Annotated in this window: 12 protein-coding genes; 10 read left to right on the forward strand and 2 right to left on the reverse strand. The window is 70.0% G+C overall.

The window, feature by feature from the left end; translation table 11 throughout:
- Positions 1-201: 201 nt before the first annotated feature.
- The 8 genes from PWS46_RS13445 to ptsP all read left to right on the forward strand — a co-directional run bounded on the left by PWS46_RS13445 (position 202) and on the right by ptsP (position 7529).
- The gene (locus PWS46_RS13445) at positions 202-897 is read left to right on the forward strand and encodes a response regulator transcription factor (RefSeq protein ID WP_109152051.1); all 696 of its coding nucleotides are present in this window, start codon (positions 202-204) and stop codon (positions 895-897) included.
- 4 nt (positions 898-901) lie between these two features.
- Positions 902-2614: a stimulus-sensing domain-containing protein gene (locus PWS46_RS13450; RefSeq protein ID WP_434616079.1), complete on the forward strand. Its 1713-nt coding sequence runs from the start codon at positions 902-904 to the stop codon at positions 2612-2614.
- Positions 2615-2807: 193 nt separating this feature from the next.
- On the forward strand, positions 2808-3224 hold the full coding sequence (locus tag PWS46_RS13455) for a hypothetical protein (protein WP_434616082.1): 417 nt from the start codon (positions 2808-2810) through the stop codon (positions 3222-3224).
- Between the two features lie 144 nt (positions 3225-3368).
- Complete coding sequence (locus PWS46_RS13460) at positions 3369-3842, forward strand: HPr kinase/phosphorylase (protein WP_434616085.1); 474 nt, start codon at positions 3369-3371, stop codon at positions 3840-3842.
- Positions 3839-4834, forward strand: coding sequence for an RNase adapter RapZ (gene rapZ / locus PWS46_RS13465; protein WP_434616088.1), 996 nt, complete (start codon positions 3839-3841; stop codon positions 4832-4834). The genes PWS46_RS13460 and rapZ overlap by 4 nt, the downstream gene beginning before the upstream one ends.
- A 122-nt stretch (positions 4835-4956) precedes the next feature.
- Positions 4957-5355, forward strand: a complete 399-nt coding sequence (locus PWS46_RS13470) for a PTS sugar transporter subunit IIA (protein ID WP_042690507.1) — start codon at positions 4957-4959, stop codon at positions 5353-5355.
- 10 nt (positions 5356-5365) lie between these two features.
- Positions 5366-5668, forward strand: coding sequence for an HPr family phosphocarrier protein (locus tag PWS46_RS13475; protein WP_085087032.1), 303 nt, complete (start codon positions 5366-5368; stop codon positions 5666-5668).
- A complete protein-coding gene (gene ptsP / locus PWS46_RS13480) occupies positions 5658-7529 on the forward strand; it encodes a phosphoenolpyruvate--protein phosphotransferase (RefSeq protein ID WP_434616093.1) in 1872 nt (623 codons plus the stop codon). The genes PWS46_RS13475 and ptsP overlap by 11 nt, the downstream gene beginning before the upstream one ends.
- A gap of 9 nt (positions 7530-7538) precedes the next feature.
- Here ptsP and PWS46_RS13485 read toward each other — a convergent pair whose 3' ends face one another.
- Complete coding sequence (locus PWS46_RS13485; protein WP_434616095.1) at positions 7539-8414, reverse strand: c-type cytochrome; 876 nt, start codon at positions 8412-8414, stop codon at positions 7539-7541.
- Complete coding sequence (locus PWS46_RS13490) at positions 8411-9247, reverse strand: thermonuclease family protein (RefSeq protein ID WP_434616098.1); 837 nt, start codon at positions 9245-9247, stop codon at positions 8411-8413. Before PWS46_RS13490 ends, PWS46_RS13485 begins: the two co-directional genes overlap by 4 nt.
- An 88-nt stretch (positions 9248-9335) precedes the next feature.
- Here PWS46_RS13490 and PWS46_RS13495 point away from each other — a divergent pair, with 88 nt between their 5' ends.
- Entirely contained in the window at positions 9336-10802 is a 1467-nt protein-coding gene (locus tag PWS46_RS13495; RefSeq protein ID WP_434616101.1) for a M48 family metalloprotease, read from the forward strand.
- Positions 10803-10897: 95 nt separating this feature from the next.
- Entirely contained in the window at positions 10898-12910 is a 2013-nt protein-coding gene (locus PWS46_RS13500) for an adenylate/guanylate cyclase domain-containing protein (RefSeq protein WP_434616104.1), read from the forward strand.
- The last annotated feature ends 52 nt before the right edge of the window (positions 12911-12962 follow it).

Here is a 12962-nt window from a genome sequence, read left to right on the forward strand (position 1 = left end):
GTTCGGCGCCGCATTGCCGCCATATTGGACCATACAAATGCTGCGGGAAAAGGGAAAACTGCCTCTGGTACCTGGACTCTGGCATAAAGTATTGGAATGACCACTCCGCCTATGCCTGATGTTTCCGCTAACATTTCTGTGAACCGGCACTTCGACCGCCCCGCCCTGACCTGACCCGTTTCAATAGGATCTGTTACGACCATGGCCCACACCGTCGCCCTGGTGGATGACGACCGCAACATCCTGGCTTCGATCTCCATCGCCCTGGAGGCCGAAGGTTTCGACGTGCGCACCTACACCGACGGCGCCGAGGCGCTGCGCGGATTGAGCCAGCGCCCGCCCGACCTCGCCGTGCTCGACATCAAGATGCCGCGGATGGACGGCATGGAGTTGCTGCAACGCCTGCGCCAGACCAGCCAGATGCCGGTCATCTTCCTGACCAGCAAGGACGACGAGCTGGACGAGCTGATGGGCCTGCGCATGGGGGCCGACGACTACATCAAGAAGCCCTTCTCGCAGCGCCTGTTGATCGAGCGCATCCGCGCGCTGCTGCGGCGCGAGGCGTTGCGCGGCGAGACGGTGGAGGCCGATCCCGGCCAGCTGATCACCCGCGGCCCGCTGCTGCTGGACGGCGCCCGCCATGCCTGCAGCTGGAAGGGCCAGCCGATCGACCTGACCGTGACCGAATTCCTGCTGGTGCGCGCGCTGGCCCAGCGGCCGGGCCATGTGAAGAACCGCGACCAGCTGATGGACGCGGCCTATGGCGAGCATGTCTATGTCGACGACCGCACCATCGACAGCCACATCAAGCGGCTGCGCAAGAAGTTCAAGGCGGTCGACCCCGACTTCTCCCAGATCGAAACGCTCTATGGCGTCGGCTACCGGTACAAGGAATAGCGCGGTGTCCACCTTGGGCCGCGGCGGGACCAGACGGCGCGTGTCGCCGCTGACCCTGCGCATCCTTGCGGTGAACGTGCTGGCGCTGGTCCTGCTGATGGCCGGCCTGCTCTATCTCGGCCGCTATCAGGACCGGCTGATCCAGGCGGAGACCGAGGCGCTGGAGACGGAGGCGCGCATCTTCGCCTCGGCGCTCGGCGAAGGGGCGGTGAACCGCATCCTGACCGCCCCCTCCCCCACCGGCGACGAGGGGGGCGAGCGGTTCGAACTGGCGCCCGAACTGGCCCGGCCGATGATCCGCCGCCTGGCGGAGGCGACGGCGACGCGCACCCGCCTGTACGACATCGACGGGCGCATGCTGTCGGACAGCCGGGTGCTGGTGGGATCGCAGGGCCGCATCGAAATCCGCGAGCTGCCCTCCCCGCCGGCCGGCGACCCGCTGTCGCGTGCGATCAACGACCTCTACACCCGCCTGATCGACGTGGTGCCGAGCCGCGAGGGGCTGCCGGTCTACCGAGAGCAGCCGGGCGAGCCCAATCCGGATGTGGAGCGGGCGCTGGGCGGCGAGGCGGCGGCCACGGTCTGGCGCGTCGACGGCGCCGGCGGCGATCCCGAACTGCTGCTGACGGTGGCGGTGCCGGTCCAGCGCTACCGCGAGGTGCTGGGCGCGGTGCTGCTGACCCGCGGCGGCGGCGAGATCGACCGCGCCATCCGCTCCGTCCGCTTCGACATCCTGCGGGTGTTCGCGGTGGCGCTGCTGGTGACGGTCGCGCTGTCCTTCTATCTGGCCGGCACCATCGCCCGGCCGATCCGCCGGCTGGCCCAGGCCGCCGACCGGCTGCGCACCAGTCACGGGCGCCATGCCGAGATTCCCGACCTGACCCGGCGCGGCGACGAGATCGGCGAGCTGTCCGGCGTGCTGCGCGAGATGACCGACGCGTTGTGGACGCGGATGGACGCCATCGAACGCTTTGCCGCCGACGTCGCCCACGAGATCAAGAATCCGCTGACCTCGTTGCGCAGCGCGGTGGAGACCGCCGGCCGCGTCAGCGATCCGCGCCACCGCGACCGGCTGATGGCGATCATCGCCGACGACGTGCAGCGGCTGGACCGCCTGATCAGCGACATCTCCAACGCCTCCCGTCTGGATGCCGAACTGTCGCGGGCGGAACCGGAACCGGTGGACATCGGCCTGCTGCTGACCATGCTGGCCGAACTGCGCCAGACGGTCGCCGAAACCGTGGCCGAAACCGTGGCCGAAACCGTCGATGAACCGGTGGCGGCCGGCGGGACGGGAGAGGCCGGGCCTGCACCGCCACGCGTCGTCGTCGACGTGCCGGCGGGCGAGCGTCTGGTGGTGCCGGGACTGGAGGGGCGGCTGACCCAGCTGTTCCAGAACCTGATCGACAACGCCCTGTCCTTCTCGCCGCCCGGCGGTCTGGTGCGGCTGACCGCCCGTCGCAACGGCCGCAGCGTCACGGTGGTGGTGTCGGACCAGGGACCGGGCATCCCGGAGGGGAAGGAGGAGGCGATCTTCGACCGCTTCTATACCGAGAGGCCGGCGGGCGAAAAGTTCGGCACCCACTCCGGTCTCGGACTATCGATCGTGAAACAAATAGTCGGCGCGCACAACGGTTCAGTATTTGCGCAAAATAGGAAGATATCGGACGGGAGCATCAATGGTGCCGACTTCGTCGTGACCCTGCCTCTGCTGTAAGAAGCTCTGCGGAAATTCATACATCCTTTGCACTCTCGGCTAGACAAGCCGCCTGCAAGCACCGATCATGGCTCAGGTCGTTCTCTCCTGTCGGCTGCCGAGGCGCCCGGACCATGCCGGTTCGGTTGTTCCCGTCAGATCGACACGCCTGGAAGAGGGTGGCCACAGCCCGGAACAAGGATGTGGGGTTGCCATGCCTGAGTCCGCTCCACCCGACTCTCCCGTGCAGTTCCCGCTCAATCCCGGCCGCCGTCCCGCCGGCATCGACGCCGCTTCGGCGGAGGTCGTCGATCTGCGCCGTTACCGTCTGGCCCGCCTGATCCGCGATGCCGGCCGGCAGCAGGGGGAACTGGCGAAGCTGATGCGGGACTCCGCACATGAGCGGACGCAGCTGGCGGAGGCGCTTCATGGCGCGCAACGCCACCTCGCCAGCATCGCCGACAACTACAAGGTCCTGCTGGTGCGGCTGAAGCGGGAGAAGGACTTCCGCGACGCCTGCCAGGAGGCGGCGGAGCTGGAGGATCTGGACGAGATGATCCGGCGCCGCGACGCGCTGGCCCTGGAACTGGAGGCGATCCGCCGCACCCCCCGCGGCGCCGCTGGCGCCTGAGGAATCTCACCGCACGAGCAATCAGACCGAAAGAACGGTCGGAAGCGGATGGGGGAGCCCGGACAGGTTTCCCCGCCTGACATCAGGAGCCACCGTTCCGTTTCCATTGACAGAATCGGCGCCACGTCTCACCTTCGCCAGACTATGGTGACGATTCACGGCACCTGCGTCTTGCTCTCCGGAATCGGCGTGCTGCTGCGTGGAGAGTCCGGACGGGGAAAATCGGATTTGGCCTTGCGACTGATCGATGGCGGCGCCCTGCTGGTCGCGGATGACCGGGTGGCGCTGCAGAGCGAGCCCGGCCGCCTGACCGCCTCTTCCCCGCCCACGCTGGCCGGGCTGCTGGAGGTGCGGGGCGTCGGCATCCTGCCCGTTCCCTCGGCTCCGTCCGCTCCCGTCGGTCTCGTCGTCGATCTGGTTTCCCGTCCGGAGGTGGAGCGCCTGCCGGAGGCGGAGACCGAGACGCTGCTGGGCGTCGCCCTGCCCCGCCTCGGGCTCTGCGCCTTCGACGCCTCGACCCCCGCCAAGATCCGCCTTGCCGCCGCCAGCCTGCGCGGCGGCCGGCTGGACCGGGTGCCCGCCAGCCTGTCCGCCCAGCCGAGCCCGGTCACATCATGACATCTTCCGACGTGCCGTCTTCCGAAGGGCTGGGCGACTCCGCCACCACCGCTGCCTCCCGCGGGCGCGTCGTGCTGGTCACCGGCCTGTCGGGCGCCGGCATGTCGGTGGCGCTGAAGGCGCTGGAGGATCTGGGCTACGAGGCGGTGGACAATCTGCGCCTGTCGCTGGTCCCCGCCCTGATCCGGCAGGCCGACCCGAAACGCCGGCCGCTGGCCCTGGTGATCGACAGCCGAACCCGCGACTTTTCCGCGCAGAACTTCCTGGACGAGCTGGAGGAGTTGCGGGGCGACGGCGATCTCGACGTCAGTCTCGTCTTCCTGGATTGCGGCGACGAGGTGCTGCAGCGCCGCTTCACCGAGACCCGCCGCCGCCATCCGCTGGCGGAGGACCGCACGGTGCCCGACGGCATCCAGCGCGAACGGGCCCTGCTGTTCCCGCTGAAGGAGGAGGCCGACGTCACCATCGACACCACGCAACTGTCCATTCACGATTTGCGGCGCATCCTGTCCGGACATTTCCGGCGTGACGCCCAGGCAGCCTTGCAGGTGTTCGTGACCTCCTTCTCGTTCCGCCAGGGACTTCCGCGCGAAGCCGATCTGGTCTTCGACGTGCGGTTCCTGACCAACCCGCATTACGATCCGGAGCTTCGGCCGCTGACCGGCCTGCATCCGGCCGTCGCCGCGCGGGTGGAGGGTGACGCCGACTACCCGGCCTTCTTCCGGAACCTGACCGAACTGCTGCGCCCGCTGCTGCCGCGCTACAACCAGGAAGGCAAGAGCTACCTGACCATCGCCATCGGCTGCACCGGCGGCAAGCACCGTTCCGTCTTCATCGCCGAACGGCTGGCGGCCTGGCTGAAGGAGCAGGGGCTGCGGGTCAACCTGAGCCATCGCGAACTGGACCGGCAGGGCCTGCGCACCGGGGCTGGCGCCCTGGGCGGCAGTCAGGCCCCTTACCCGGCCCCCCAGCAGGCCCCTCACCAGGGATGATGCAAATTGCGCCTTGACGACCATACGTCCAACCAACGATCCAGATGCGATGAGCGCAGGCGCCTTGCGGCACCGGCCCTCGCGCAGGTCTCCGGGGAGGACCCAACCTTGAAGGATGTCCCATGATCGGTATGGTTCTTGTCACCCACGGGCGGCTGGCCGAGGAGTTCATCGCCGCGCTGTTCCACGTCGTGGGCGAACAGCAGCAGGTGCGCGCCGTGTGCATCGGGCCGGACGACGACATGGAACAGCGCCGCCAGGACATCCTGAATTCGGTGGCGGAGGTCGATGACGGGTCGGGTGTCGTGGTGCTGACCGACATGTTCGGCGGCACGCCCTCCAACCTCGCCATCTCCATCATGGACAAGGCGAAGGTCGAGGTGATCGCCGGCGTCAACCTGCCGATGCTGATCAAGCTGGCCAGCGTGCGCAAGACCGAGCCGCTCGACAAGTCGGTGATCGCCGCCCGCGACGCCGGGCAGAAATACATCAACGTCGCCTCCACCCTCCTGTCGGACTGAACCGCCCGCGATGAGCCACCCCGACGACATGGCGCCGACCGACGGCGAGATCCGCCGCACCGCCACCATCACCAACCAGCGCGGCCTGCACGCGCGCGCCTCGGCCAAGTTCGTCAAGCTGGTCGCCACCTTCAACGCCGAGATCTCGGTGCGCCGCGGCGATTCCGTGGTGTCCGGCGAATCGATCATGGGGCTGATGATGCTGGCCGCCGGTCCGGGGACCAGTGTGGAACTGCGCGCCAGCGGCGCCCAGGCCGACGCGGCGATGGATGCCCTCCTGGATCTGATCAACCGCAAGTTCGATGAAGAGTGACCTGCCCCCCGCCGTCCCGGCCGCCATCCCCACCGGCGGCCCGGTGGCCGGCCCCGACCGCGGCGGTTCGGGCGGAACACCGCCCCTCGACCAGCTGAGCGGATCGGCCAGCGGTTTCGGGCGGGCCCTGCGCGGCCTCGGCGTGTCGCCCGGCATCGCCATCGGCCCGGCCCATGTGGTGGAAAGCGGCGCCGTCGCCATCCCCGAATACATCATCGAACCCGACGCCGTCGAGGCGGAGGTCGCCCGCTTCAACGAGGCGGCGACCAAGGCGCGCCGCCAGATCAAGAAGCTGAAGAGCAAGGCGTTGGTCCTGCCCGACTCGGCGTCGGAGGAGATCGGCTTCCTGCTGGACGCCCACCTGTCGATGGTCACCAACTCGCGCCTGACCCGCGGGGTGGAACATCGCATCAAGCAGGACCGCGTCAACGCCGAGGCCGCCATCCAGGCGGAGATCGCCGCCATCGCCGCGACCTTCGCCGGCATGGACGACGCCTATCTGGCCGGCCGCATCGACGACATCCGCGAGGTCGGGCGGCGGCTGACCCGCAACCTGATGAAGCAGGAATACCGGGCCTTCAGCACCCTCGCTCCCGGCAGCATCATCCTGGCGGAGGAGCTGACTCCCGCCGACACCGCCCTGCTCGACCCCGCCGTCGTCGGCGGCTTCGCCACCGTGCTGGGCGGCGCGGAGGGGCACACGGCGATCCTCGCCCGCTCGCTCGGCCTGCCGGCGGTGTTGGGCGCGCCCGGCCTGCTCGCCGGCGTGCGCAACGGCGTGACGGTGATCGTCGACGGAATACAGGGCCGCGTGCTGATCGACCCGCCGGCCGATGTGCTGGACGACTACGGCGAACGCCGGGCCGCCCGCGAACGCGAGCGCCAGGGATTGAAGAGCTTGCGCAAGCTGCCCGCCGTCACCCGCGACGGCACCGCCGTGACGCTGATGGCGAACCTGGAGCTGCCCCGCGACCTGGACCAGGCGCTGGAACATGGCGCCCAGGGCATCGGCCTGCTGCGGACCGAGTTCATGTTCATGAACCGCGACCATCTGCCCGACGAGGATGAGCAGTACACCGTGCTGCGCACCATGATCGAGGGGATGGGCGGCCGCACCGTCACCGCCCGCACCATGGATCTGGGCGGCGAGAAGCTGGCCGGCTGGATGGCCGGGCGCTATGGCGAGCCGGCCAACCCGGCGCTGGGCCTGCGCGCCATCCGGCTGGGCCTGCGCGAACCGAAGCTGCTGGAGACCCAGCTCGCCGCCATGCTGCGGGCCGGCGCCCATGGGCCGCTGCGCATCCTGCTGCCGATGATCGCCTCGGTCACCGAGGTGCAGAAGGTGCGGGAGATGATGGGGCAGGTCGCCCGCCGCCTGCGCCGCCGCGGCGTCGCCATCGCCGACCCGCTGCCGCCGGTGGGCGTGATGGTGGAGGTGCCGGGCGCTGCGCTGGCGGCCGACGCGCTGGCCTATGCCGCCGACTTCTTCTCCATCGGCACCAACGACCTGACCCAATACACGCTGGCCATCGACCGTGCCGACGAACAGGTCGCCACCCTCTACGACCCGCTGCATCCGGCGGTGTTGCGGCTGATCCAGTTCACGGTGGAGGCGGCACTGCGCGCCCGCATCCCGGTGTCGGTCTGCGGCGAGATCGCCGGCGACCCGCGCTATTGCGCGCTGCTGCTGGGGTTGGGCGTGCGCGAGCTGTCGATGGCGCCGCTGTCGGTGCCGGCGGTGAAGAAGCGCATCCGCTCGCTCGACCTGATGGAGGCGGGCAAGCGCGCCCGCGTCATCATGGATCAGAGCGACAGTGGCCGCATCGCCACGCTGCTGGACGACTTCAACGCCATCCTGTAGCGCCCCCGCTCAAGGTGCCTTGCGTCCTGCCATGTGGCCGAGATAGGCGACGACGCGGTCCAGATCGGCATCGCTCAGCATCGCCGGATCGAAGCCCGGCATCTGCTGGCCCGGCCATGTCCGGACGGAGCGGGGATCGCGGACCAGCCGCTTCAGCCCGGCGGGGGTGAGGTATTCGGTCGGGTTCATCGGCCGGTTCAGGTCTGGCCCCATCGTGGCGCTGCCGGCGCCGTTCAGGGTGTGGCAGGCCATGCATTGGGTGATGAACACCGCCTGACCGGCGCGGATCGGCGAATCGGCGGCCAGTCCCGGCTCGACCGCCAGCTGCGGCCAGCGCCGCAGCGGATCGTCCGAAGCGACGATGCGGGCCAGCTGGTAGGGCCATTGTTCGCTGCGCACCCCCGACGCCTCCGGCCGCACCCACACCAGATAGAAGGGTCCGGCGGACACTTCCTTGCCCGGGAGGTTGGGCCAGGGCCGGTCGGCCGGTTCCACCGCCAGGAAGGCGACGGCTCCGTCGGGACCCGTGCGCAGGCACAGCTCCGGCGGCAGCTGCGCGGTGAAGCCGTCCGACGCCACCCCTTCCAGCATGGTACCGGGCGGGAAGTCATCGATGCCCAGCAGGCTGGCGAGCGGCACAGCGCGGTAGCGCATCGGCCGGCCATAGGCGATGTCGGCGGGTACGTCGACGGTCACCACATCGGGCCGGGCCAGCAGGGCGTCGCGGTCGAACACCCGCTCGGCCCCCGCCCCGGCCCCGGCAATGGCGATCGTCAATGTCGGCCCGCCGGCCAGCGCCCCATGCAGCGGCAAGGCGGCAAGAAGAAGAAACAAGAAGGCGGCGAGCAGGCGCCCGCCCCTACGCGCAATCGACGTCTTCATCATTCCGGGTCGTCCTCCGCTTCGTCCTCATCCCACGGGTCTTCATCGTCCGGCTTGGCGCTTCGCTGGGCGGAGGCCGGTTCCCGCTCCAGCCGCTCGATCTGTTCGGGATGGGTGATCTCGATCATCGGGCCGTTGCGCAGTGTGATCCAGCCGCGCACGCGCACGCGGCGGCCCTCATAGGACAGCGGGTCGATGCCGGCGCGGGTGACCTCGCGCATCGCGGCGCGGCCGATATGGACGGTGACATCGCTGCGCCAGTCGGCGCCGAAATCCAGCCAGGTCTCGCCGCCGCCCTTGGAGACCGCCAGCACCACCCCCTCCACCAGCTGGAAGCTGTCGCGGTCGCGGGCGAGTTCGTCGGCGTCGGCGGCATCGCGCACGGCATAGACCCGGCTGCGCCACAGCCCACGCCCGGCATCGCGCGCGGTAGTCTCGCCCGCCAGCAGCTCGGCGGCGTAGGCGCGGGCGTCGGGCCGGGTGTGGACCCGCGCCGTCCCGCGCACCAGCAGCGCCGACTGCAGCCACAGCCCATCCTCCCGCACCAGTTGGGCGAGCAGCCGGCCATGGCGGTCGACCGGCGCCGGCCCATGCAGCAGGATGCGGCGGTTCAGCGCCAGATCGCTCAGCGCCCGGGTCGCGGCCTCCGCCAGCGGCCAGACGCGGCCGTCGGCGGGATTGGCGCTTCGCGGCGGCTTGGCTGCCTCGATGCCGGCCAGCCGGACCTGTCGGCCGTCCTCCAGTTCCAGCGTATCGCCGTCCAGCACGGCGGTGACCCGCAGCGGCTCAGCCGCGGCGGCACCGGCCAGCAGCAGCAGCCAGCCCAGAAGCGGCAAGGCCAAGCTCACAAGCGGAAGCGTGACATATCGCATCGGGAATGCCGTCCTTGCGGAACATCCGCCGCCGGGCGGGGTTCTGACCGGTATGCCGACCCACGTCCCCTTCCGCAAGCCGTTCCGCATGGCGCTGGCCGCGATCTGGCTTGCCGCCACTCCCGTCCTGGCTCCGACTTCCCAGGCCGGGCTGCTCGACAACGTCCTGTCGGGCGGCGACGAGGCGGCGCTCGGCGCGCAGGAGCATCCCAAAATCCTGGCCCAGTTCGGCGGGGCGGTGAAGGATGCCAGGCTGCAAGGCTATATCGACCGGCTCGGCCGCAAGCTCGCCGCGACCACCGAGCGGGCGCGCGAGCCCTGGACCTTCACCGTGCTGGACAGCGACGTGACCAACGCCTTCGCCCTGCCCGGCGGCTATGTCTATGTCACCCGCGGCCTGCTGGCGCTGGCGGAGGACGAGGCGGAGGTGGCCGGCGTGCTGGCGCACGAGATCGGCCATGTCACCGCCCACCATTCGGCGCAGCGCCAGACCCGGCAGACCATCGCCGGCATCCTTGCCGCCGGGGTCGGGCTGGTGTTCGGCAACGACACGCTGGCGCAGCTGGCCGGGCTGGGCGGTACCGCCGTGGTCGCCAGCTATTCCCGCGAGCAGGAGCTGGAGGCCGACCGTCTCGGTGTCGAGACCCTGCAGCGCACCGGCTACGACCCTTTCGCCATGGCGACCTTCCTGGAGACACTGCGGCGCGACAGCCAGTATGAGGGCCTGCGCGCCGGCAACAAGGGCGAGGGCGGCTTCGACTTCCTCGCCAGCCATCCGGCGACCGAGGAACGCGTGCGCATCGCCGCCGACCTCGCCCGCAAGATGCCGCAGGGCGGCGCCCGGCCGCGCGATCCTTACCTCGCGGCGGTCGACGGCATGATCTATGGCGACAGCCCGGAGAACGGCTATGTCCGCGGCCGGACCTTCGCCCACCCGCAGCTCGGCATCGCCTTCACCGTGCCGCAGGGCTATTCGCTGCTGAACGGCGCCGATCAGGTGGTCGCCAAGGGGAAGAACGGCACCGCCATGGCCTTCGACGGCGGATCGGCCGCCGGTGTCTCCGACCCGGTCGCCTTCCTGACCGGCGTCTGGGGCAAGGGGGCCAACCTGTCCAATGTCCAGCGCATCACCATCGGCGGCATGCCGGCGGCGACCGCCACCACCCGCGGCGAGTCCAACGGCGACAGCGCCGACATCCGGCTGGTGGCGATCCGCGCGCCGGACGGCAAGATGTACCGCTTCACCTTCCTGGCGCCGGTGGGAACGCTGGCTCGTTTCGATACCGATTTCCAGGCGGCGGCCAACAGTTTCCATCGCCTGACCGCCGAGGAGGCTGCCCGCTACCGCCCACGTCGCGTCCAGGTGGCGGCGGTGCGGCCGGGCGACAGCATCGACGGCTTCGTCCGCCGCATGCCGCAGGAGCCTTACGCCGAGGAATTGTTCCGGATCATCAACGACCTGCCGCCGGGAACGCCGCTGCAGCCCGGCCAGCGGGTGAAGGTGATTGTCGGCGAATAGAGCCTTGCCCGGCGTGAGCGTGGCCGCATGAAATCCGCGTAAGGATACAGCCCGGCGGGTTGCCGCCGGACGGACGGGCGGGTAGGCTGCCGCGCATGTCCGACACCCCGTCAGCGCGCGCTCAGATCGCACCGGCCGTTCCGGCAAAGGCTGCGAAGCCGGCGCAGAAGCCGAAGCCCGCCGGGCGCCGGCGGCTGCGGCTGCCCATCGCCGCGGTGCTGGTGGCGGGGTTCGGCTCCCTGATGCTGGCGGCGGTCGCCAGCGTGCTCGTCCTGGGTCTGGTCAGCGCCACCACCAACACCTTCGCCCTGCTGAACGACAAGGCCGATCTGGCGCTGGCCGGGGTGGAGGTGCGGGTGCGCCACCAGCTCGACCCGGCGCGGGAGATGGCGCGCTTCGTCGCCGGGCTGGTGGAGCGGGGCGACCTGCGCACCGGCGACAGCACGGCGATGATCGACACGCTGCGCGGCGCGTTGGCCGGCGCGCCGGACGTCACCGGCCTCGCCTTCATCCGCCCCGACCTGACCGGGGTGCGCGTTGGCCGACTGAACGGCGAGCTGATCGCCGAGCCCTTCGACATGCAGGGCGAAAGCGACATTCCGCCGGAGGTTCTGGACGGTCCCAACCGCAGCGCCGCCAGCTGGGCCGAGCCGCGCTGGCTGAAGGAGGCGCAGAACAGCTTCGTCACCGTCTACCAGCCGGTGCGGCGCGACGGCCGCTATCTGGGGCAGGTGGCGGTCGGCGTCTCCTTGGGAGACCTGTCGCGCTTCCTGCAGGTCCTGTATGTGGAGCAGGGGCTGAACGCCTTCGTGCTGTACGACCACAGCCATGTGCTGGCCCATCCGGCGCTGGTCGGTCGGAGCTTCGATTTCTCCGGCAAGCTCGACGGCCCGCCGCTGCCGCGCATCGATCAGGTCGACGACCCGGCTCTGGCGGCGCTCTGGTCCGGCGGCGTGCCGGTCCAGTCGCTGAAGAAGCGGGTGGAGGCACGCGGCGTGCGCGTTCTCGGCAGCGACTACACCTTCCTGACCCGCAAGATGGCGGGATACGGCCAGCAGGACTGGATCATCGGCATCGGCTATCGCGACGGCGAGATGGGGGTGGAGATCCGCCGGCTCTACGTCACCGGTGCCGTCGGCTTCGCCATCCTGCTGGTGTCGGTCGGGGTGGCGCTGCTGGTCGGGCGGCGGATCAGCCGGCAGGTGGCGCGGCTGGCCGAGGCCGCCGACCGCGTCCGCGCCTTCGAATTCCGCGCCATCCCCGACCTGCCGGATTCCCGCCTGCGCGAGATGGCGCGGGCCGCCGCCGCCTTCAACGCCATGATCGCCGGCCTGCGCTGGTTCGAAACCTATGTTCCGAAGGCGCTGGTCCTGCGCCTGATGCGCCAGCGCGAGACCGAGGGCGGGCTCGATTCCGTACAGCGCGAGGTGACGGTGATGTTCACCGACATCCGCGGCTTCTCGCGCATGGCCGAGCATATGGCCGCCGCCGACACCGCCGCCCTGCTGAACGAGCATTTCACCCTGCTCGCCGCCTGCATCGAGGCGGAGGGCGGCACGGTGGACAAGTTCATCGGCGATTCCCTGATGGCCTTCTGGGGCGCGCCGGAGGCGCAGGAGGACCATGCCGTCCGTGCGCTGCGCGCCGCGCTGGCGATCCACCACGCCATCCGCGCCGACAACCGCCGCCGGGTCGCCGCCGGCCGGGCGCCGATCCATGTCCGCGTCGGGCTGCACAGCGGCCCGGTGGTGGTGGGCAACATCGGCTCCGACAGCCGGATCAACTACACCATCGTCGGCGACACCGTGAACGTCGCCGCCCGCATCGAGGAGCTGTCGGCCGCCCTCCAGGGCGAGGCCGAGGTCATCGTGCTGACCAGCGGCGTCACCGCCGCCAAGGGCAAGGACGCCGTCCCGCTGGTCCGCCAGGGCGGCCGGTCGCTGCGCGGTCGCACCGGCATGACCGAACTCTGGCGTCTGGTGCTGGAGGAAGAGAAGAAGGCCGCACCGCCGGCGGGGGAGAAGGCGATGCCATCTCTCCCCCTCCCTTCCCTTCCCGATGCGGGAGAAGGCGCGAAGCCGGCATTCGCAGGTAAGGATACACCCTAAATCTGGTCGGCACTTCCAGCTAACTCACTGATAAAGCTGGAACATCCCCTCG

Source organism: Azospirillum sp. B2RO_4, from assembly GCF_051124815.1.
Lineage (GTDB): Bacteria > Pseudomonadota > Alphaproteobacteria > Azospirillales > Azospirillaceae > Azospirillum.

Bases quoted from the DNA above. Each gene is read 5' to 3' on its own strand.
- PWS46_RS13485 (WP_434616095.1), bottom strand. From the start codon at position 8,414: ATGATGAAGACGTCGATTGCGCGTAGGGGCGGGCGCCTGCTCGCCGCC.
- rapZ (WP_434616088.1), top strand. From the start codon at position 3,839: ATGACATCTTCCGACGTGCCGTCTTCCGAAGGGCTGGGCGACTCCGCC.
- PWS46_RS13500 (WP_434616104.1), top strand. From the start codon at position 10,898: ATGTCCGACACCCCGTCAGCGCGCGCTCAGATCGCACCGGCCGTTCCG.
- PWS46_RS13495 (WP_434616101.1), top strand. From the start codon at position 9,336: ATGCCGACCCACGTCCCCTTCCGCAAGCCGTTCCGCATGGCGCTGGCC.
- PWS46_RS13475 (WP_085087032.1), top strand. From the start codon at position 5,366: ATGAGCCACCCCGACGACATGGCGCCGACCGACGGCGAGATCCGCCGC.
- ptsP (WP_434616093.1), top strand. From the start codon at position 5,658: ATGAAGAGTGACCTGCCCCCCGCCGTCCCGGCCGCCATCCCCACCGGC.
- PWS46_RS13455 (WP_434616082.1), top strand. From the start codon at position 2,808: ATGCCTGAGTCCGCTCCACCCGACTCTCCCGTGCAGTTCCCGCTCAAT.
- PWS46_RS13445 (WP_109152051.1), top strand. From the start codon at position 202: ATGGCCCACACCGTCGCCCTGGTGGATGACGACCGCAACATCCTGGCT.
- PWS46_RS13460 (WP_434616085.1), top strand. From the start codon at position 3,369: ATGGTGACGATTCACGGCACCTGCGTCTTGCTCTCCGGAATCGGCGTG.
- PWS46_RS13470 (WP_042690507.1), top strand. From the start codon at position 4,957: ATGATCGGTATGGTTCTTGTCACCCACGGGCGGCTGGCCGAGGAGTTC.